Origin of the sequence: Parasaccharibacter sp. TMW2.1890 (assembly GCF_023337645.1) — a bacterium.
Taxonomy (GTDB): domain Bacteria; phylum Pseudomonadota; class Alphaproteobacteria; order Acetobacterales; family Acetobacteraceae; genus Bombella; species Bombella apis.
In genome coordinates, this window is the sequence record NZ_NWUV01000002.1 from 21,007 (window position 1) to 42,101 (window position 21,095).

Here is a 21,095-nt window from a genome sequence, read left to right on the forward strand (position 1 = left end):
ACATGACACATCCGATGCCTTCTTCAGCTCCCATTTCCTCCGATGCCGTGAATGCCCTCAACGAGAGCGAGCGCAAACGCATCGAGGCCAAGTCAGCCCTGTTCGCACCGCCAACACCGGTCACGGAGGATGGACGCCGTGAGCTGGTCGGCCTCTCCCGGGAAGAGCTGGCCGGGGTCCTGACCGAGATTGGCGAGAAGCCCTTCCGGGCCAAGCAGCTCTGGCACTGGATCTATCATCAGGGCGTGACGGACTTCTCCCGCATGTCCACCATCGCCAAGCCCTTGCAGGCCAAGCTGGAAAAGCACTTCATCGTCGGCCGCCCCAGCCTGACGACGCAGCAGACATCCAAAGACGACACGCGCAAGTTCCTCTTCCGCTTCCGGGACGGGCAGGAGGCAGAGACTGTCTATATTCCAGACAGGCGGGAAGACCGTGGAGCCGTCTGCATCTCCTCCCAGGTGGGCTGCACCCTGTCCTGCACCTTCTGCCATACGGGAACGCAGAAGCTCGTCCGCAATCTGGGAGCAGCCGAAATTGTCGGGCAGTTCATGGCAGCACGGGACAGCTATGGCGAATGGCCCAGCCCCAAGGGGGACACGCCCCGCCTGCTCTCCACCATCGTGCTGATGGGCATGGGAGAGCCGCTCTACAATTATGAGAACGTCGCCAAGGCCATGAAGATCATCATGGATGGCGAAGGCATCGCCCTCTCCCGCCGCCGGATCACGCTCTCCACCTCCGGCGTCGTGCCCATGATGGACCGCTGCGGTGACGAGCTGGGCATCAATCTGGCCATTTCCCTCCATGCCGTCCGCAACGACCTGCGGGACCAGCTCGTACCGCTGAACCGGAAATACCCGATTGAGGAGCTGATGGCCGCCTGCCACCGCTATCCGGCCGCCTCCAACTCCCGCCGCATCACCTTTGAATACATCATGATCCGGGACGTGAATGACAGTGATGCCGAAGCCCGGGAGCTGGTGCGGCTGATCCGTGGCCTGCCCGCCAAGGTCAATCTCATCCCCTTCAATCCATGGCCGGGATCGGACTTCCGCCCCTCCACACGGGAGCGGCTGGCCAGTTTTGCCCAGATCGTCATGGATGCCGGTTATGCCGCCCCCATCCGCATGCCCCGTGGCAAGGATATCCTCGCCGCCTGCGGGCAGCTCAAGACACAGAGCGAGCGGAAACGGCAGGCCGAATCCCGCAAAAACGAGGCCTGAGCCTTCTCTTGCGGATATGGGCCTCTGGCCCAATGGCCTGACAGCTGTTACAAGACCATAATAACTTAACGATATCTGGTTCTGTCTTTCAGCAGAGGTATATAACGATCATGAGCAAAGCCTCAGGCATCAAGAAAGTCGTTCTGGCCTATTCCGGTGGGCTGGATACGTCCGTCATTCTCCGCTGGCTTCAGGAGCATTATGGCTGCGAGGTTGTCACCTTCACGGCTGATCTCGGTCAGGGGGAAGAGCTGGAACCCGCACGCCGCAAGGCTGAATCCCTTGGCGTGAAGGAAATCTTTGTCGAAGACCTGCGGGAAACCTTCGTCAAGGACTACGTCTTCCCGATGTTCCGTGCCAACACGGTTTATGAAGGCCAGTACCTGCTGGGCACCTCCATCGCCCGCCCGCTGATCTCCAAACGCCAGATCGAGATTGCCGAGGCCGTCGGTGCGGACGCCGTGGCGCATGGTGCGACAGGCAAGGGGAACGATCAGGTCCGCTTCGAGCTGGCCTATTACGCCCTGAAACCGGACGTGAAGGTTATCGCCCCATGGCGTGAATGGGACCTGACCTCCCGCACCAAGCTGCTGGACTTTGCCGAGAAGAACCAGATTCCTGTCACCAAGGACAAGCGGGGCGAGGCTCCGTTCTCCGTCGATGCCAACCTGCTGCACTCTTCCTCCGAAGGGAAGATTCTGGAGGATCCCTCCCTGCCGCCGGATGAGATCGTCTTCCAGCGCACCATCTCCCCGGAAGCTGCCCCGGACAAGGCAACCGAGATCACCATCGACTTCAAGCATGGTGACCCGGTGGCCATCAATGGTGAGGCCCTCTCCCCGGCCAATCTGCTGGCCCGCCTCAACGAGCTGGGCAAAGCCAACGGCATCGGCCGTCTCGACATCGTGGAGAACCGCTTCGTCGGCATGAAGTCCCGCGGCATTTACGAGACGCCCGGCGGTACCATCCTGCTCCAGGCGCACCGCTCCATGGAGTCCATCACGCTGGACCGTGAAGCTGCCCACCTCAAGGACAGCATCATGCCCCGCTATGCCGAGCTGATCTATAACGGCCTGTGGTTCTCCCCGGAGCGTCACATGCTTCAGGCCCTGATCGACAGCAGCCAGAAATCCGTCAATGGCCGTGTGCGCCTGAAGCTCTACAAGGGCAATGTCATCTGCGTGGGCCGTGAAAGCCCCGACAGCCTGTATGATGCCCGTGTCGTGACCTTCGAGGATGACGAAGGTGCCTACAATCAGGTGGATGCACAGGGCTTCATCCGTCTGAACGCCCTGCGGCTGCGGCTGGGTGCCAACAAGGGACGCCGCGGCGGCACACCCTGAGCCTGCCGTCTCCACCGGGTCTGACGGCCCGGTGGTGCCCGCCTTTTCCTCCCAGCTTGCAAAGAGGCATTTCCATGTCCCGTTGTCTGCGTTCTTTCTTCCGTTATCTGCCGGTCTGCGCTCTGGCTGGTCTGCTCGGCCTGACAGGCTGCTCTGGCGACCAGAAACCGGACCTGACACCCCAGCAGTTCATGGATCAGGTCTACAAACAGCCCGGAGTGCAGAAACTGCCTGACGGTCTGGCCTACAAGGTCCTGAAATCTGGCCCCAAGGATGCGCCCCACCCACAGAAGGGAGCCACCATGATGGTCATCTATGAGGGCCGCCTGCCAGACGGGGGCATTTTTGATGCCTCGGAAATGCACACCGGCGCCGCCTACATGGAGATGCCTCTTGATGGTGTCATCGACGGCTGGATGGAAGGGCTGCCCCTGATGCGTGTTGGCGATACATGGGAGCTCTATGTCCCGCCCCAGCTGGGGTATGGCAAACGGTCCATGGGGATCATCCCGCCCAACAGCCCGCTGATCTTCAAGATCCAGCTTCTGGGTGTCGAGGATGACAATTCCCTTCAATAAGGGCATAGCCTTCTGCCATCTACCCAGCCAGCAGGGTTTTCCGCCGTCCCCTCACCTCTGAGCGGGGCGGCTTTTGTCTTTTCCTTCTGTCAGGACCATGTTCATGCAGCGTGTTTTTTCAGGAATCCAGCCAACAGGCATTCCCCATCTGGGCAATTATCTCGGAGCCATCCGCAACTGGGTCACCTTGCAGAAGGACCATGACTGCCTGTTCTGCCTTGTGGACATGCACTCCCTGACCATGCCATGGTCCCCGGAGGCCCTGCGTGAACAGACACTGGCCTCCACTGCCTGCCTTCTGGCCTCCGGCATCGACCCGACCCGCCTGTACAACCAGTCCGCCGTCAGTGCCCATGCCCGCCTCGGCTGGATTTTCAACTGCGTGTCCCGTCTGGGCTGGCTGAACCGCATGACACAGTTCAAGGACAAGGCAGGCAAGAACCGGGAAAACCATTCCGCTGGCCTGTATGTCTATCCCAACCTCATGGCGGCGGACATTCTGGCCTTCCACGCCACACGGGTGCCCGTGGGTGACGACCAGCGGCAGCATCTTGAGCTGGCCAATGACATCGCACAGAAGTTCAACCACGATATGGGTGTCGAGTTCTTCCCGCTGATTGAACCGCTCATTCCGCCTCATGCTGCCCGTGTGATGAGCCTGCGGGACGGCAGCAAGAAGATGTCCAAGTCCGACCCGTCTGCCCAGAGTCGCATCATCCTGAATGATACGGCAGACGATATCGCCCAGAAGATCCGCAAGGCCCGCACGGATGCCGAACCTCTGCCCTCCGAGGAAGCCGGGTTGGAAGGCCGCCCGGAGGCCCGCAATCTGCTGACCATCTACGCTGCCATGTCCAACAGGACGTTGGCTGACGTGCTGGGCCAGTTTGCCGGGCAAGGCTTCGGCACCTTCAAGCAGGCTCTGGCTGACCTGCTGGTCGAAACACTGGCCCCCGTGGCCGATGAAACCCGCCGCCTGATGGATGACAAAGCTCACCTCATGCAGGTCCTGCGCCAGGGAGCCGAACGGGCCCGTGCCGTCTCGGAACCGATTGTGAGCGAGGCGGAAAAGCTGGTTGGCTTCCTGCGCTGAAAGCACTCCCAGGTTGCCATCCTTTGGCATGAAAAAAGCCTGTCCCCTAGCAAGGACAGGCTTTTTTCATGAGCGCCGCAATTCAGACAATGGCGTTTCCATCAATGCCAATACCTCTCTGGCCGCTGACATGGCAGGCAGCTCCCCGCCCGGAGCTTCCAGCATGGCCAGAATATCGGCAAAAGCCTCCTGCTGGGCCTGCCGCTTTGCCCCATCTGTCAGGAGAGAAGTAATTTCATCCGCCAGTTTCTGGGGAGTACAGTCATGCTGGACCAGTTCTGGCACGACTTCACGCCCTGCCAGAATATTGATCATGGAAATGAAGGGAAGCCGCAGGAAAAGCCGCCCCAGCAGGGCTGAAAGCGGATTGACCCTGTAGGTGACCACCATGGGTACCTGCCCTATGGCCAGCTCCAGAATGGATGTACCCGATTTGGTCAGGGCACAGTCAGCAGCCCGGATAGCATCGTGCTTGTCCTCCGTATCCGTCAGGATGGAGGGGTGAACCGCCCAGTGCCGCACCATCTTCTTCACGAGTGGGGCCATGCCCGACGTAGCCGGAATGACGGGCTGAAGATCGGGGAAACGTTCATGAAGAATTCCGAGAGTCTTCTCAAAAACAGGCAGCAGCTTTGGGACCTCGGAGGACCGGCTGCCCGGCATGAGGATCAGAATAGGGCTGTCCGACCGAATGTCATGCCGTTTATGGAAACGCTGTGCCTGACCATGCGCCACGCCCGATTGCAGGATGGGATGGCCGACAAACCGGGCCTCGGGCAGGCCCCGTTCAGCAAACCATGCTTCCTCAAACGGGAAAAGGCAGAGCAGCCTGTCCCACAACCCCCGATACCCTTTGACCCGACTCTCCCGCCAGGCCCATGTCTGCGGCGCTACATAATGCAGGCGCCGGACATTCAGCTTGCGGATGCGCCGCAGAAGCCGGAACGAAAAACCCGGGCTATCAATGGTGATGACAATATCAGGACGGCGCAGCTCAATATCCTGCTCAGCTTCCAGCAGCCTCTGTGACAGAAGGCGCAACCGGGGCAGGACTTCCATGAACCCCATGACCGTCAGGTCTTCCATCGGGAAGAGGCTCCGCAGGCCCCGGGCCTCCATCCGCCCTCCGCCAACACCAGCAAAGACCAGCATCGGGTCAATGCGGTGCAGGGCCTGCATCAGACGGGCCCCGATACTGTCCCCACTGGGCTCACCGGCCAGAATCCAGATCACCCGGCCATGGTGATGAAGGGGAACCTCACCCTCTACAGGGGCACTCTCATCCACCATGGCAGCCTCTCCTTCTTTCCCGCCGTTGCAGGGCTCAACGCCGCAGCGTTGCCCCCGTCGCCTTCTGGACGGCACTTTCTACAGCCGTCATCAGCGCATCAAGCTGAGTATCCGTCAGGCTGTCTTTCTGCGGCTGGAGGGTCACCTCCACTCCCAGAGAGCGATGCCCTGCCGGAACGGAGCCACCTTCAAAGATGTCGAAAAGACGCACATCCGTAATCAACTTGCGGTCTGCCATACGGACAGCCTTCAGCACATCCTGTATCTGCACCTTTTCATCAGCCAGGAAGGCAAAGTCACGACGGACAGGCTGAAGGACCGACAGCGTCGGGGCAGCCTTCCGCTTCACCTTGGGCAGCGGAACCCTGTCCAGCGTCATCTCAAAGAGCGCCACCGTGCCGCTCAGGCCGAAGTGACGAGCCACACGGGGGTGCAGCTCACCGAAGCTGCCCAGCACCAGCTTGGGCCCCTGCCGCACGACACCGGAACGCCCCGGATGGTAATAGCCCGGCGCATCCGCCGTGCTGCTCAGGGAAGCCTCGGCCACACCGAGAGCTGCAAGAGCCGCCATGAGATCGGCCTTGGCATCCATCCATGATGGTTCCTCGGCAGACTGACCCGGAGCTCGGCCACTCACGCCACCCCGCACACCAGCCAGCACCATACGGGTGCCCTGCTGCCCGAAGCAGGGGCCAAGCTCGAAGAAGGAGGCATCCCCGCTGAAGCCCTGCCCGTGAGCCAGATTCCGCCCAAGGGCACGCAGCAGGTTGATGATTGGTGTCGGCCGCAGCTGGTTCAGGTCCGTTGCAATCGGGTTCAGCAACCGGTCCTGCTCCCGTCCTTCTTCAAACAGGGCCGCATCCTGATCGGACACGAAGGAAAAACCAACGGTCTCCATCAGGCCACGCCCCGCACACAGGCGGCGCAGAAGGGCTACCCGGGCCTGCTGTGGTGTCACCGCCGGAGCAGGCACCATATGGGCACGGGGCAGGGACAGGGCCGGAACTTCATCCAGACCACGGATGCGCAGAACCTCCTCGACCAGATCGGCCTCGGCTTCCATGACCTCCACACTGGCGGCAGCCCGTTCGGCCACAGCGGCATCGAGCGTGACAGCCTGTGCCAGACCATGCCCTGCCGCCACGTCATTCCGCCATGACGGCACGGAGAACACGGCCTTCTCTGCCGTGCGCTCCTGCACCTCAAACCCCAGGGCCTCGAGGATGTCCACGGCCCTGTCCGCCTCGATCTCCAGACCGCCCAGCGAGGCCAGACGCTCGAAACGCAGGCTGGCGGTTCTCTGCCATGCCGGTTCCGCCCCCGCCTCGGTCACCTCACTTGGCGTGCCGCCACACAGCTCCACGATCAGGGCCGTGGCGGCTTCCAGACCGGAACGTACGAGAGCCTGATCCACACCACGCTCGAAACGGTAACGGGCATCCGTCTGCACCCCAAGGCGGCGGCCTGTCAGGGCGATGCGCACCGGGTCAAACAGGGCGGATTCCACGAAGACATCGACCGTCTCATCGGTCACCGCACTGGCCTCACCGCCAATGATGCCCGCCAGCGACTGCACCCCGGCCTCATCCGCAATGACAAGATCATCCGTACCCAGAACCAGCTCCTGCCCATCCAGTGCACGGAAATGCTCCCCCGTGCCGGATGTCAGGGAAAGCCTGTCACCGGTCAGGCGGGCGGCATCAAAAACATGCAGCGGCCGCCCGACATGCATCATCAGATAATTGGTCACATCCACCAGGGCGGACTGCGGCCGCAGCCCCACGCTCTCCAGACGACGCTTCAGCCAGACCGGGCTGGGGCCATTCTTCACGCCACGGATCAGCCGCCCCGTAACATAACGGCAGGCCGGGTGGCTGATCTCCCACTGGATCGGGCTTTCACCCTGCCCTTCCACCGTCTCCGTCAGCCACGGCTTCAGGGTGCCCAGCCCCGCAGCGGCGAGGTCACGGGCAATGCCCCGGACGCTCAGCGCATCGCCACGGTTGGGCGTGATGGCAATCTCGATGACGGGGTCATCCAGCCGGGCATGGCGGACATAATCCTCACCCAGCGGAGAACCATCAGGCAGTTCAGCAATGCCATTGGACTCCTCACCGATCCCGAGCTCCCGCAGGGAGCAGAGCATCCCGTTGCTGGCCTGTCCCCGAATCTTGCCGGGCTTGATCGTCATGTCACTGCCGGGAATGTAGGTCCCCGGCGGAGCGAAAATGACATGCAGCCCCGTGCGGGCATTCGGCGCACCACAGACGACCTGAACGTCCTCGAAGCCCTGACCGGCCGAGACACGGCAGAGCTGAAGGCGGTCTGCATCCGGATGGGGGGAAGCCTCCAGAATCTTTGCCGTACGGAACCCGGCCAGACGTTCCGTCAGGTCATCCACGCTTTCGACCTCAAGGCCGATGCGGTTCAGCGTCGTGCATATCTCGTCCAGAGAGGCGGTAAAATCGAGGTGATCCCGCAGCCATGAGAGTGAAAATTTCATGTCAGAAACCCTCCGTCAGCGTTGCCGGGGACAGTGATGAAAAACCGTAATGACGCAGCCAGCGCAGGTCACTTTCATAGAAGGACCGCAGGTCCGTGATGCCATTCTTCAGCATGGCCAGACGTTCGATCCCCATGCCGAAGGCAAAGCCCTGCCACTCTGCCGGGTCCAGCCCGCAGTTGCTCAGCACCCGGGCATGGACCATGCCGGCACCCAGCACTTCCAGCCAGTCCGCCCCGGCGCCGATCACGCCTGTCTCCCGGGACCAGCCGATGTCAATTTCCATGGATGGTTCGGTAAAGGGGAAGTAGGAGGCACGGAACCGGACAGGCAGGTCCGGCTGACCAAAGAAGGCCCGCAGGAATTCGGTCAGGCAGCCCTTCAGATGGCCCAGCGTGATGCCTTTCTCGATGACCAGCCCCTCGCACTGGTGGAACATGGGGGAATGGGTGGCGTCATGATCGGCCCGGTAGGTCCGGCCCGGTGCGATGATGCGGATGGGGGGCTTCTCACCCAGCATGGTGCGGACCTGCACGCCGGATGTCTGCGTCCGCAGCACCCGCAGGTCCTCGCCTTCTCCGGCTGCCGGAAGGTAGAACGTGTCCTGCTCTGTCCGGGCCGGATGATGTTCCGGCGTGTTCAGGGCGGAAAAATTGTGCCACTGGCTTTCAATGTCCGGCCCTTCCGCCACATGGAAATCCATCGCCCCGAAGATGGTCGTGATTTCCTCGATCGTCCGGCTGACGGGATGGATGAGACCGGCCGGTGCCGGGGCGGGAGGCTGGGTGATGTCCACCGTCTCCTCCGCCAGACGCTGCTGGAGGGCCAGCTCCTCGATCTCCCTGCCACGCTGCTCGATCAGGGCCGTCAGCTCGTCACGCAGGCGGTTGAGGGCCTGCCCCCGCTCTTTCCGCTCCTCGTGCGGGAACGAACCGAGCTGCCGGAGCAGGCCGGTCAGTTTGCCTGAGCGTCCCAGCGTCCCCACACGGACAGCATCCCATTCCCCATGGGTGCTGGCCTGTTTCAGGGCCGCCAGTGTCTCATCCTTCAGAGTGTCGAGGTCATTGGCCATAGCCTGTCTTCCATCATCTCATGAGCCTGTTTCAGGAACGCTTCCTGCCCCGGCCCCTGAAGGTCCGGATGTTGAAACGTTTCTGAAGCAGCCTCAAAGAAAAACGGGCTGCTCCGTTGCCAGAACAGCCCGCCAATCATCAGTCCCATTCCTCACGGTCCATCAGGAACAGACCATGAAGCATGAGGAATCCCCTTACAGGGCTGCCTGAGCCTTGCGTACGATCTCGGCAAAGGCCGCTGCATCGTCATAGGCGATGGCAGCCAGAACCTTACGGTCGATCTCGATCCCGGCCTTGTTCAGACCGTTGATGAAACGGCTGTAGGTCAGGCCATGCTCACGCACGGCAGCGCTGATGCGCTGGATCCACAGGGAGCGGAAATCACGCTTCTTGTTGCGGCGGTCGCGATAGGCATAACGCAGTGCCTTCTCGACGCGCTCCAGAGCGATGCGATAGTTTGTGGAAGAACGCCCGCGATAGCCTTTGGCCAGATCAAGGACCTTCTTGTGACGGGCGTGGGTGGTCGTACCCCGTTTAACACGTGCCATGGTTTCTTAACTCCTTATGACAGCCCGTAGGGTGCCCACTGTTTGACGGTACGGGCATCCATGTCCGTCATTGTCTGCGGACCACGGTTGCTGCGCTTCATCTTCTGCGGACGGTTAATCAGGCCATGGCGTTTGTTGCCGGGACCACAGGTCACCTTGCCAGTCGCGGTGATCTTGAACCGCTTCTTGACCGAAGACTTCGTCTTCAATTTGGGCATTTTCATCTCCTTACAGTTCTGAAGTTCCCATTCCCCTAGTGGACAACGGAAACCGCACGGCCGGGCATGCCACATCATATGGCCCGGGCGCGTGCACGACCTGTTGGCGCTTATAGGGACAACGGGGGACGGCCTCAAGCAAAAACCGCATCAGAACGGCATGTTTTTTGAGCAGTGAGCATTAACTATTGTGAAGTAAATATCACATGGTTGTGAATATGATGATAGAGGCACTCATCCAGTCCGAATTATTACCCCCTGATGCTTGACCCATGGCCCCTTCCCTGTGCTTAAAGGCAGGAGATCATCATCCATGACGGGACATTCCTGTCAGGGCAACGCTTATCCAGGTTGAGTGATCGAGTTTAACAACACTGAGGCTTATCCATGTCCTCCACTTCCCGTACGGGGGGAATCTGGGTCTCGCTGGTTGCCATCCTCATGGCGATCGTCGGCCTGCTGCTGGTTGCCGGTGGTATCTATGCCATCAGCGAAGGCGGTCCCTTCTATTATCTCATCAGCGGGCTGGGCACGCTGCTCAGCGCGTTCTTCGTCCATAAACGGAAGCCGATCGGCCTTGCTGTCTATGCGGTCGTCCTGCTTGGCACGCTCATCTGGGCTCTCTGCCTCGTAGGCCTCAACCTCTGGAGCCTCGTGCCCCGGCTGGATGTGGTCATCGTCATCGGCATCGTCCTTCTGCTTCCTTTCATCCGCCGTCCGCTGGCTGCCAACCGGCTGGCCACCATTCCTCTGGGCATCGGCGTGGTCCTCAGTGCCCTGGCACTGGTGGTTTCCGCCTTCATGGACCCGTATGACATCGGTGGTTCCCTGCCTACGGAGCAGGTCAATGCCAGCCCGGCAAACCCGGACAACGTGCCGGATGGTGACTGGACCTCCTACGCACGCACGCAGGATGGCAATCACTGGTCCCCTCTGACACAGGTCAACAGCCAGAACGTCAACCAGCTGAAGGTTGCCTGGGTCATGCGGACCGGTGACCTGCCGGACAAGTCCCGCGACCCGGGTGAGGCCACCAACGAGGCCACGCCGCTGGAGTTCGACAACACACTCTATTTCTGCTCCCTGCATCAGAAGGTCTTTGCCGTCGATGCCGTGACCGGGAAGACGAAATGGGTGTTCGACCCCAAGCTGAACGTCAATCCTGGCTTCCAGCATCTGACATGCCGTGGCGTCAGTGCCCACACGAAGCCTGAAAATGCTGTCGACAGCAGCGGCCAGCCTGTCACCACGACAGACTGCACCAAGCGCATCATTGCCATGGTCAATGACGGCCGCATGGTCGAGATCGACGCACAGACAGGCAAGGTCTGCCAGGGCTTTGGGGACAACGGCCAGGTCGATCTGCGCTTCTCCCACCAGCCTTACACGACGGCTGGGGAGTATGCCCCGACATCACCGCCCGTCGTTACCGACAAGCTGATCATCGTCAACAGTGCAGTGAAGGACAACGGCTCCGTCCACCAGCCTTCCGGGGCAACACGGGCCTATGACGTCTACACGGGCAAGCTTGTCTGGGTATTCGACGCCGCCAATCCTGACCCGAATGAAATGCCGAGCGAAGAGCATCCGCATTTCCATCCGAACTCCCCCAACTCCTGGTCCGTCTCGTCTTACGACAAGAACCTGAACATGGTGTACATCCCCATGGGGGTTGGCACGCCTGACCAGTGGGGTGGCTACCGTGACAAGGATGCCGAGCGCTATCCGCCGGGTGTCATTGCGCTGAATGCGGACACGGGCAAGCTCGTCTGGTTCTACCAGACCGTCCATCATGACCTCTGGGACATGGATGCCTCCGCACAGCCCAACCTTGTGGACATCACCCAGAAGGATGGCAGCCTGGTTCCGGCCATCTACATCCCGACCAAGAGTGGTGACATTTTTGTTCTGGACCGCCGCACCGGCAAGCCGATCGTTCCGGCACCGGAGGTTCCTGCCCCGGGTGGCGCTGCCACGGGTGACCATACAAGCCCGACCCAGCCCCATTCCGAGCTGAGCCTGCGCCCGAAAGATCCGCTGTCCGACCGTGACATCTGGGGGGCCACGATCCTTGACCAGATGGTGTGCAGCATCTACTTCCACAGCCTGCGTTACGAGGGGCCCTATACGCCGCCTTCCACGCAGGGGACGCTGGTTTTCCCTGGCGATCTGGGCATGTTCGAGTGGGGCGGCCTTGCGGTTGATCCTCGCCGCCAGGTAGCCTTCTCCAACCCCATCTCCATTCCGTTCGTCTCCACTCTGGTTCCCCGTGGCCCGGGCAACCCGCGCTGGCCCGACCCGAATGGTGACAAGGGTGGCAGCGGCGGTGAGACGGGTCTCCAGCCGAATTACGGCATCCCGTACGCCGTCAACCTGCATCCCTTCCTGGACCCGCTGTTTGCCAAGTTCGGCCTTTTCGTGCCGTGCCGCACGCCACCATGGGGGGCTGTCGCCGGGATCGACCTGCGCACCAACAAGGTTGTCTGGCAGCACCGCAATGGTACGCTGCGTGACTCCCTGCATGGCTCGTCCCTCCCGATCCAGCTGCCACCCATCAAGATCGGTGTCCCGAGCCTTGGTGGCCCGCTGGCAACGGCTGGCAATGTAGCCTTCCTGACATCATCGCAGGACTACTACATCCGGGCCTATGACCTGACGACCGGCCATGTCATCTGGAAAGACCGTCTCCCTGCCGGGGCACAGTCTGCACCGATGACCTACAGCATCAACGGTCGCCAGTACATCGTGACCTACGCTGGTGGGCATGGCTCCTTCCTGAGCCGGATGGGTGATTATCTGATCGCCTATGCTCTGCCGGAACAGGCCGAGAAGAAGTGAGACCCTGACAAACAGGTTGTCACAAAACAGAAAAGGGGAGGTCCAGCCGGGCCTCCCCTTTTTTCATCATGCAACTGATCCCGGACCATACAGGCCAGCAGCCAATATCCTTCCCGTGCAGCACTATCAGTAACCCGGGACGATGGAGACAATTCCAGAGCCCTGTCCCCCACCCAACCTCAATTGATAATATTTGGTAATGACTGGCCGTTATTCTTTAAAAATAACATAGACTTCACTATCAGCAGCCTGAATTTCCTGTATAGGATAATGCCAGCCTATTCGTTCCCTGTTCTGACAGAAGGAAAACCCCCCATGATGTTCCGTCGCATGGCCACATTCGCCCTCATTGCCAGTGCCCTGACCAGCCAGGTTGCCTTTGCCGCCTCTCATGGCAAGGCTCACCACTGCCGCAATGAGAAAGGTCAGTTCACAAAGTGTGAAAAGCCGAAGGCCAAGCCCTGCCGCGACAAGAACGGCAAATTCAGCAAGTGCAACACTCAGGATGCCGCCAGCGCCAAGCCGTCCGAAAAGGCCGAAGCTACAGCTGACAGCGTGAAGGACAGCTCCAACCCGATGAAGTCCGACATGCCTGCCACCGATGCTGCAGCTCCGGCCACGCACTGAGACACGGGGACAGCCCCTGCATGAAAATGCCCTCTGGTTTTACCGCCAGAGGGCATTTTCTGTTCCGGCCAACGGCTCAGACTGCGGCGGCTCTTTGCCGGATGGCTTTTGCCATGGCCTCCACGCCATTGCCCCGATTGGCTGAAAGCGCCTTCACCAATCCCAGCTCATGCAGAAAAACCGGGTCAGTCGCCAGAATCTCATCCCGTGTACGACCGGAATAGACACGCAGCAGCAACGCCACCAGCCCTTGAACGATAGCGGCGTCAGACGCACCAGCAAAAAACAGACATCCGTTTTTTTCCTCAGCTTCAAGCCAGACCTGGCTCTGGCAACCCGGCACCCGGTGAGCGTCATCCTGCCAATCCTGCGGAAAGTCCGGCAGTTTCCTCCCCATCTCGATGATGTACTGATAACGCTCCATCCAGTCATCGAACAGCGCCAGTTCATCCCCGATGGCCGTGATGGCCTGTGCTGCATCATCTTCCTGCGGCTGAACAAAACAGGCTTCCCTATCGGCCATGCCATCCCCCTTCCTTCATCAATTTATGTTCGTGCGATCCATCATAACTGGAGGCACCAAAATGGGAACCGCTCCCCTCCGAAATGTCTTCGGCTCACTGTTTCAGCAAGGGTAACAGAAGACGCATCACCGTTCCCTCTCCGGGCCGGCTCTGCACAACAACATCCCCATGATGGGCCAGAACGAAACTGTAAATGCCAGCCAGCCCCAGCCCTGTGCCTTTCCCCGCCTGCTTGGTGGTGAAAAAAGGCTCAAAAATATGGCGCTGGACCTCTTCACTCATGCCTTCCCCTTCGTCCCGGACATCAAGTGCCAGCGCATGATCCTGCTCGCAACTGGATGGGGCAGCAGGCAGGACGTGGCGTATCCGGCTGGCAGAAAGAGTCACGGTCCCGCCATCAGGCATCGCATCCCGGGCATTCACACACAGGTTGAGCAGGGCCATTTCCAGCTGTTCCGGGCAGGTCAATACAGGGGGAACAGTCCCTTCCGGGAGGTCCAGCACAAAACGGATGGCCGGGACGGCTCCATAAAAACCATGCCGGAACAGGCTGGCCCGTTCCTCCAGAAAAGCCGCGATGTCAAACGGGCGCACCGTCCCACCATTCCGCCCCGCCCGGCCAAACTGAAGCAGACGGCGGGTCAGCCCTTCCCCCCGTTCCACGGTCTCCAACGCCCGGGCCAGCCATTTCTTCTGGATGGCACGGGCCGCTTCATCTCCCTGCAACTGCCCGGAAAGAGCCTCCAGACAATTACCCAGAATGGTGAGCAGGTTGTTGAAATCATGCGCGACACCACCGGCCAGACGACCCAGGGCTTCCAGCCGCTCACCCCGGTTCAGCCGGTCTTCCACCATCACACGCTGGGTCACGTCCCGATCCATGCTGACCTGCCAGGCCTCTTTCAGCGGGACATCCTCCGGCCATTTCAGCGCCAGGCGGACAATCTCGTGCCAGCGTCTCTGCCCATCTTCCGCCACGACCTCCAGAAGCTCCTCTGCCTGCCCGTCCTCCCAGACCTTTTCCCGCAGACGGGCAATCACAGGCTGAAGAATGGCCGTGTAATGGTCACTCTCGCACGTCCCCTGATGATGCCGGTTGCTGCGGATACAACGGCCTTGCGCATCGGAAAAAACCAGACCGAACGGCAGGCTCTCCATGAGGCCATGCAACAGGGCCTGCTCCACCTTCAGGGCCCTCTGGGCCTGCCATGTCCTGTGTGCCTCATGGACGAGGGACAGCACATGGTCCGCCTCCCACGGCTTGTGCACATAGGCAACGATCCTGCCGTGATTCAGGGCTGCCACAACGGCATCCAGATCCGCATATCCTGTCAGCAGAATAGCCCGGGCGTCGGAGCAGGCACTGGCACGGCTGAGAAACTGGTCCCCTGTCATGCCCGGCATCCTCTGGTCTGAAATGATGACCGAAATCTCCGGATGGGCGGCCAGCAGGGCAAGGGCCCTGCCAGGCTCGGCCGCTGTCAGAACCGTGCAGCTTTCCTCCAGCAGATCCCCGAGTGCCACGAGAATCTCTTCCTCATCATCCACCAGAAGAACACAAGGTTGGGCCTCGATACTGTAAGGCTCGTTCATGCCGTTTTTACTTCCTCCTGTGCCCTGTGCCGTTCAGGCTCCCGCACAGCCCAGCCTTCTGCCGTCTCGTGGACAGGAAGGCGAATCACGAAATATGCACCACGCCCGCCATTGGTCTGCCCATCTTTCTGGCAGCCATCTCCAGCCTCACAGGCGTCTGTCACGTCGATGGTTCCACCATGGGCCTGCACGATGCCATGAACGATGGAAAGGCCCAACCCTGTCCCTTCCCCCTGCGCCTTCGTGGTGAAGAACGGGTCAAAAATCCAGGGGCGGATCGACTCTTTTATGCCTGGACCATTGTCACTTACCGTAATTTCATAAACATCATCGTAAAGACGGGTCGCAATCCGTATCAGCCCATCATGATGCTTCTGCCCTTCCCGCCGCATATCATTCAGCGCATCGGCAGCATTGGCAATGAGATTCATGACAGCCTGATGGAACAGTGTTTCCTGGCAGACCAGCTGCCGGGGTGCCTCAAGCTGGCAGTCCACGGCAATGGACCTGCCAAGCCTATGGCGGACCAGGGCCAGCCCTGTCTCTATCGCCTCGCCCACATCCACCATGCGCCACTCTCCTTCTTCCAGACGGGAGAAACGGCGCAGACGCACGACCAAGTCCCGGATACGCCCCAGCCCTGTCTTCATCGCAGCCAGACGGTCCCTGGCCCGCCGAATGCGGGTCTGACCATCCTCATCCTGCACGACAGTATCCATCCAGTGCAGGCATCGCTCGACCGTATCGGCATGACCCAGAGTGAACGCCAGAGGATTATTGATCTCATGGGCAATGCCGGCCACCAGCTCTCCCAATGAAGCCATCTTGGCCGTCTGGACCAGTCGGGCCTGTGTCTGCACCAGCTCCTCATTCGCCTTGGCCAGCTCCTTGTTGGCTCTGGCCAGAGCCTCCGCCAGCGAGGCCTGCGCCTGTGCAGCCTCCAGCGCCAGAGCCGACTGCTGGCGTTCCATCTCCCGCTGATGAAACGCCTCATTCTCCCGCCGCCGCCGGACCATGGCCCGGATGCGCAGAGCCAGCACCATGGGCGTCATGTCACTCGGAACAAGGTCCTCCAGGCCAGCTTCCAGAAAAGCCACGCAGGATTCACCCCGGAAGCGGGCTGCCTGTATGATGCAGAGAATGCGGAACGGTGTACCCCCCTGCTCCCGCAGGGCCTGGCGGCGCTGGTCCAGCAGACGGCAGAAAGCGAGGTCTGTCTCGTTATCCTGTATGTCCTCCAGCACGATGCAGTCCGGCCCGTCCGGGCCTGTCAGCCAGCCGCCATTCAGCAGATCACTGGAGCGGGTGACAGAGGTCACCGTGTGTCCATCCCGCCAGAGAAGCTCCCCCAGCCCAGCCTCCTCCGTGCCGTCCCGGCTGTTTTCATGATCCATGATGCTGGGGTCATTCCAGAAATCCAGCAGGGTCTCATCATCAGGGGCACGGACGATGACAACCCTGGCCCGCCGCATGTGCCATTGGGGATGAAGCTGGCGCTTTTCTTCCGCCAGATGCAGGAGCGTGCGTATCCGCAGCAACAGCAGGTCAGAATGGGCAGAGCTGGAAAGGTAGGCATCGGCCCCGCTTTCAAAGCAGTCCAGCTCAACCCGTGAGGATACATCCTCCGTCAGCATCAGCACCGGTACGCCCTGCATGGCAGGAGTCGCCTTGGCACGGCGAACGAACTGCCCGGCGCTCATGCCTTTCTGGAGAGTGCAGCAGATGACCATGTCCACCTGATTGATACGACAGCGGGCCTCCAGCACTTCCAGCATCATTTCAGCACTCTGCCGGCAGACAACATCCATCCCCTCCCTGCGCAGAAGCTCATGGACCCGACTGTGAGCAGGACCGGCTGGATCCAGAAGAAGAACATGGACATCTTTTTCATCCAGCGTGGGTAAGATTTGCATTACGCCTCTCTTGAAGCTAGGTGCAGAAGCAGGAGGACAGAACAGAGGCCCCTCCGCCCTGCTTTCCGTCTCCCTCGCCATTACTATGCCATTGCCAGCCCGGCTGTCTTGCAGGAAGGTCTGAAACATTCATGGATACATCGCCCTCTTCCTCCCATTCCTCCCCGGCACGGGGCGAACGCCTGCTCTCGGCCACGCCATCACGCCAGCAGCAGGGCGGAGCCATCATGGGGCGGGTCCTGCTCAACCTCATATGGGCCGTGGCGCATTTCGTTTTCAGCTTTCTCATTCAGCTGACAGAACTGTTTGCTCCCATCCTGCTCATCCTTGGCGTCGGCTGGTCCCTGCTGCCGCACCTTGTCACCGTTGCCACGGCCAATCTCGGGTCCCTCACGGAAGACCAGCAGACGCATGAGATCGTCAACCACATCGCCCATACCATCCCCGAACAGCTCATGGTAGCCGGTCACACCCTTACACCGCACGGGCTGATAAAGGATGGTCTGCTCCTCATGGCTCTGGCAGCAGCCTCCTCCACGGCGGCGGCCTGGCTGGCCCGGAGGCTCTGAGGCACAGCCATGCGGAGCCCTGCATGATCGCCCTGGAGACGCTTCCGCTGCCTGTCGGCACGTCTCTCGTGCCGGGTGGCGTGCAGCACCTGTCCCTGCGGCTGGAACGGGGTGGCACCCTCTGGGTGACAGGCCCTGCCGAAGCGGGCAAGACAGCCCTGCTGGATACCATCGCCCTGCGCCGCCCTGCCACGGGCGGGATGATGACCCTCCTCAACCATGCCGCAGGACCCGGTCTTTCCGTACGGGGTCGCAGGCAGCTCCAGCAGCGCATCGGGTACATCGAGGCAGCCCCCCTTTTCATGGACCGCCTGACGCTGGCGGACAATATTGCCCTGCCGCTGGAGCTGAACCACCTGCGCAGAGCAGATGTGAAACGGGAAACCGACTCCATCATCCGCTGGTTCGGGCTGGAGAGCCATGCACAGCTTCTTCCTCACTCACTCAGTCAGACCATGAGAATGCGGGCCGCCTGTGCCCGGGCCCTGATCACCCAGCCTTCCATCGTCTTGGTAGATGAACCAGCCCTGACCCTCTGCCCTGTCCTGCGGGATCATCTTCTTTCCACCCTGCGGGGCCTGGCCAGAAATGGCACCACAACCCTTCTGGCCATGCAGCACCAGCCAGAAGGGACAGACCCTGATGACCAGCTCCTGACCCTGCCCCGGCTCCCCCCATCACCGGAAGTCTCCATTTCTTCTGCCTCCGGGAATGATCTGGCAGCCCCGCTGATCCTGTCCCCCAGAGATGAAAGGCTGCTCCCATGACATGCCTGTCCCGTGCTACAGACCGGCCTGCCCTATGGCCCCTGCTGCTTGGCCTCTGTCTCGTCACATGGCTGGCCGGGCTGGCTCTGGCCCTGCCCCATGGTGTGGATGGAGCTGTCCAACGCTGGGAAGGACAGGTGAACAGCCAGATCGTCATCGCCCTGCCTGTGATCGGCAAGGAGGCTCCCGCCCTGGCGGACAGCCTGCCCAAAGCCCTGACCGCCACATTCCCCGAAACCCACGCCACCCTCCTGCCAGAGCAGGAGGTTTCCCGACTTCTGGCCGCATGGTCCACCCCGTGGGAGGGGCCTCTCCCCAGGATTCTCACCCTCTCGTATCATGGGGACATGACCAGACTGGCCGCCTTTATTCACAGCACCGCCCCAGAGGCCATCATCGTTCCGCCGCCGCCCCAGCTGACAAAGCTTACCCCACTCATGACAGTCCTCCAGCAGACTGCACGCCATGTCGCCCTGATGGCTGGGCTGGCAGCCGCCCTGATCGTTCCCGCCCTGCTCTATCTGGCAGCCAGAACCGTCGCTCTGGCCAACCGGCAGCAGCAGGCCGTCCTGTGGAGACTGGGCGGAAAGCTGTCCGTCCTTCACCGTATTTTTGCCCGGCGGGTCGCCCTGATGGCCTTTCTGGGCAGCCTTGCAGGCATCGTCCTGCTCCTGCCTTCACTGGGCTTCATCACCGCTGCTCTGCACCCTCTGCTGCGCCTGCCACCCGCAGAGGGAAGCATGTCGTCCTTCATCTCTCCATCACTGCTGCCAGTCCGGCTCTGGCTGGCCTTTTCCCTGATGCCGGTCCTGATGGCACTGGCGGGCTGGGCCATGGTGCATCTGGTCTGTGCCAGACAGGAGCAACAGGCATCATGAAACGGCCGGGCCCCACTGTCTGGTCTCTCTTCTCTGGTGGGGTGACCATCGCAGGATGGCTCATGCTGGCCAGTTTCATTTATTTCTGTGCCGATGCCCTGCGCCCCTCACCGGACCTGCACAGCATCCCGGCTGACTGCGACGGCATCGTTGCGCTGACGGGCGGCAAAAACCGCATAGAAGCCGGAATTGCCCTGCTCCAGCAGAAACCGGAGCGACTGCTCCTGATCTCCGGCGTTTCCCCCCATACGGGGCTGAACCATATTCTGGCCGCCACGGGAATCGGCCCGCTGCCGCCGGATCTGACGCAGCGCATCAGCCTTGGATATCGGGCCGCCACTACCATCGGCAATGCATGGGAAACCGCCCAATGGGCAAAGCAGAAAAACCTGCATCATCTTGTTCTGGTCACGGCGGGGTATCACATGCGCCGCTCCCTGCTGGAGTTCCACGATATTGCCCCGCAGCTTCAGTTCACCCCCTACTGGGTGCAGCCTCCCGCCATGAGCACCCCCTTTCATCCACACACCATGCTGCTGATGTTCAGCCAGTACGGAAAGCTGATCGGGGCCTTCATCCGTCTCATGGTCCTCCACCAGCCGGACCATGCCCAGGAAGGATTCCGCCCTGTTCCTCCAGCTTCAGGAACACCTCCCGCCTGATTTCTGGCTCGCCCATCTTTTTCCCTTGCTCTTCGGATAGATTCTGCGCCATGCAGGGAGCATTATGATGAGTCTCGTCCGTGGCAGCCTGTTCAACCTGTATCTCCTGATTCTGACCCTCGTCATGGGGGTCTTCGCCTTTCCCATCCGCCTGCTCAACCGGCGGGATGCCGCCTTGGGCTATGCCAAGCTCTGGTCCAGGGCCGTGCTCTGGGGGCTGGAACGCCTCTGCGGCATCCGCATCGTCATCAGCGGGCAGGAGAACCTGCCTGATGGCCCTGCGCTCATTGCCTCACAGCATCAGTCTTTCTTTGATGGTTTTGTCTGGATGAATACCGTGCCGCTGCCGGCCTATGTCATCAAGAAGGAACTGACATCCATTCCGCTGGTCGGCCCCATGCTCATTCTCAGCGGCATGATTCCTGTCGATCGTTCCGGCGGATCTCAGGCCCTGCGGGGCATGATGGATGCCGTGGCAAAGGCACAGGGAGCCGGGCGACAGATCATCATCTTCCCGCAGGGCACACGCACGAAACCCGGTCAGGCTGTTCCGCTACAGAATGGCGTCATCGCTCTGGCCCGGCAGGCCACCTGCCCCATCCTTCCCGTAGTGACGAATTCCGGCCTGTTCTGGCCACATTCCCCGTGGCGGAAATACCCCGGCACGCTCCGGGTTGCCATCGGGAAGCCTCTCGCCGCCAGCCTGAAGGGACGTGACCTCATACCGGCCATCAGCGGCGCCTGGGAGGCACTCTGCAAGGAACATGACCTGCCCCATGAAGCTGTGGAAAACTCTGTGGATGTGAAGAAGGATAACCAGTAATTCCTGTCCCGCACGGAATGGACGCAGGT

The 21,095-nt window shown here is 61.0% G+C and carries 19 protein-coding genes; 11 read left to right on the forward strand and 8 right to left on the reverse strand.

Annotated elements, in window-relative coordinates; translation table 11 throughout:
• Nucleotides 1–14 precede the first annotated feature (14 nt).
• From rlmN to trpS, 4 genes are all read left to right on the forward strand, one after another.
• Complete coding sequence (gene rlmN, locus CPA54_RS04875; protein WP_373364578.1) at nucleotides 15–1,226, forward strand: 23S rRNA (adenine(2503)-C(2))-methyltransferase RlmN; 1,212 nt, start codon at nucleotides 15–17, stop codon at nucleotides 1,224–1,226.
• A 110-nt stretch (nucleotides 1,227–1,336) separates the two neighbouring features.
• Nucleotides 1,337–2,569, forward strand: coding sequence for an argininosuccinate synthase (locus tag CPA54_RS04880; protein WP_043557929.1), 1,233 nt, complete (start codon nucleotides 1,337–1,339; stop codon nucleotides 2,567–2,569).
• An 86-nt stretch (nucleotides 2,570–2,655) separates the two neighbouring features.
• Nucleotides 2,656–3,147, forward strand: coding sequence for an FKBP-type peptidyl-prolyl cis-trans isomerase (locus CPA54_RS04885; RefSeq protein WP_043558393.1), 492 nt, complete (start codon nucleotides 2,656–2,658; stop codon nucleotides 3,145–3,147).
• A gap of 103 nt (nucleotides 3,148–3,250) precedes the next feature.
• Entirely contained in the window at nucleotides 3,251–4,240 is a 990-nt protein-coding gene (gene trpS / locus CPA54_RS04890) for a tryptophan--tRNA ligase (protein WP_086431348.1), read from the forward strand.
• Nucleotides 4,241–4,306: 66 nt separating this feature from the next.
• On the opposite strand, the gene lpxB is transcribed toward trpS, so the two are convergent.
• The 5 genes from lpxB to rpmI all read right to left on the reverse strand — a co-directional run bounded on the left by lpxB (nucleotide 4,307) and on the right by rpmI (nucleotide 9,872).
• On the reverse strand, nucleotides 4,307–5,530 hold the full coding sequence (lpxB, locus tag CPA54_RS04895) for a lipid-A-disaccharide synthase (protein WP_081563289.1): 1,224 nt from the start codon (nucleotides 5,528–5,530) through the stop codon (nucleotides 4,307–4,309).
• Between the two features lie 34 nt (nucleotides 5,531–5,564).
• Nucleotides 5,565–8,033: a phenylalanine--tRNA ligase subunit beta gene (gene pheT / locus CPA54_RS04900; protein ID WP_249085733.1), complete on the reverse strand. Its 2,469-nt coding sequence runs from the start codon at nucleotides 8,031–8,033 to the stop codon at nucleotides 5,565–5,567.
• A gap of 1 nt (nucleotide 8,034) precedes the next feature.
• A complete protein-coding gene (gene pheS, locus CPA54_RS04905; RefSeq protein WP_043557925.1) occupies nucleotides 8,035–9,105 on the reverse strand; it encodes a phenylalanine--tRNA ligase subunit alpha in 1,071 nt (356 codons plus the stop codon).
• 195 nt (nucleotides 9,106–9,300) lie between these two features.
• Nucleotides 9,301–9,654 (reverse strand): 50S ribosomal protein L20, encoded by a 354-nt coding sequence (gene rplT / locus CPA54_RS04910; protein ID WP_043557924.1) that lies wholly within the window; start codon nucleotides 9,652–9,654, stop codon nucleotides 9,301–9,303.
• 14 nt (nucleotides 9,655–9,668) lie between these two features.
• Complete coding sequence (gene rpmI / locus CPA54_RS04915; RefSeq protein ID WP_043557923.1) at nucleotides 9,669–9,872, reverse strand: 50S ribosomal protein L35; 204 nt, start codon at nucleotides 9,870–9,872, stop codon at nucleotides 9,669–9,671.
• Nucleotides 9,873–10,259: 387 nt separating this feature from the next.
• Between rpmI and CPA54_RS04920 the strand changes: the two genes are divergently transcribed.
• Entirely contained in the window at nucleotides 10,260–12,710 is a 2,451-nt protein-coding gene (locus CPA54_RS04920; protein ID WP_043557921.1) for a membrane-bound PQQ-dependent dehydrogenase, glucose/quinate/shikimate family, read from the forward strand.
• A 315-nt stretch (nucleotides 12,711–13,025) separates the two neighbouring features.
• Nucleotides 13,026–13,337, forward strand: a complete 312-nt coding sequence (locus tag CPA54_RS04925; RefSeq protein ID WP_249085735.1) for a hypothetical protein — start codon at nucleotides 13,026–13,028, stop codon at nucleotides 13,335–13,337.
• A 76-nt stretch (nucleotides 13,338–13,413) separates the two neighbouring features.
• Here CPA54_RS04925 and CPA54_RS04930 read toward each other — a convergent pair whose 3' ends face one another.
• The 3 genes from CPA54_RS04930 to CPA54_RS04940 form a co-directional block, all read right to left on the reverse strand.
• Nucleotides 13,414–13,860, reverse strand: a complete 447-nt coding sequence (locus tag CPA54_RS04930; RefSeq protein WP_043557920.1) for a SufE family protein — start codon at nucleotides 13,858–13,860, stop codon at nucleotides 13,414–13,416.
• A 94-nt stretch (nucleotides 13,861–13,954) separates the two neighbouring features.
• Nucleotides 13,955–15,454: an ATP-binding protein gene (locus CPA54_RS04935; RefSeq protein ID WP_249085737.1), complete on the reverse strand. Its 1,500-nt coding sequence runs from the start codon at nucleotides 15,452–15,454 to the stop codon at nucleotides 13,955–13,957.
• Complete coding sequence (locus CPA54_RS04940; RefSeq protein WP_081563287.1) at nucleotides 15,451–17,367, reverse strand: hybrid sensor histidine kinase/response regulator; 1,917 nt, start codon at nucleotides 17,365–17,367, stop codon at nucleotides 15,451–15,453. Before CPA54_RS04940 ends, CPA54_RS04935 begins: the two co-directional genes overlap by 4 nt.
• 131 nt (nucleotides 17,368–17,498) lie before the next feature.
• On the opposite strand from CPA54_RS04940, the gene CPA54_RS04945 reads away from it, so the two are divergent.
• The 5 genes from CPA54_RS04945 to CPA54_RS04965 all read left to right on the forward strand — a co-directional run bounded on the left by CPA54_RS04945 (nucleotide 17,499) and on the right by CPA54_RS04965 (nucleotide 21,066).
• The gene (locus tag CPA54_RS04945; protein ID WP_043557919.1) at nucleotides 17,499–17,936 is read left to right on the forward strand and encodes a hypothetical protein; all 438 of its coding nucleotides are present in this window, start codon (nucleotides 17,499–17,501) and stop codon (nucleotides 17,934–17,936) included.
• Nucleotides 17,937–17,959: 23 nt separating this feature from the next.
• Nucleotides 17,960–18,703: an ATP-binding cassette domain-containing protein gene (locus tag CPA54_RS04950; RefSeq protein WP_249085738.1), complete on the forward strand. Its 744-nt coding sequence runs from the start codon at nucleotides 17,960–17,962 to the stop codon at nucleotides 18,701–18,703.
• A complete protein-coding gene (locus CPA54_RS04955; protein ID WP_249085740.1) occupies nucleotides 18,700–19,581 on the forward strand; it encodes a hypothetical protein in 882 nt (293 codons plus the stop codon). The genes CPA54_RS04950 and CPA54_RS04955 overlap by 4 nt, the downstream gene beginning before the upstream one ends.
• Nucleotides 19,578–20,243 (forward strand): YdcF family protein, encoded by a 666-nt coding sequence (locus CPA54_RS04960; protein ID WP_081563284.1) that lies wholly within the window; start codon nucleotides 19,578–19,580, stop codon nucleotides 20,241–20,243. The genes CPA54_RS04955 and CPA54_RS04960 overlap by 4 nt, the downstream gene beginning before the upstream one ends.
• A gap of 67 nt (nucleotides 20,244–20,310) precedes the next feature.
• Nucleotides 20,311–21,066, forward strand: a complete 756-nt coding sequence (locus CPA54_RS04965; protein ID WP_043558381.1) for a 1-acyl-sn-glycerol-3-phosphate acyltransferase — start codon at nucleotides 20,311–20,313, stop codon at nucleotides 21,064–21,066.
• Nucleotides 21,067–21,095 lie beyond the last annotated feature (29 nt).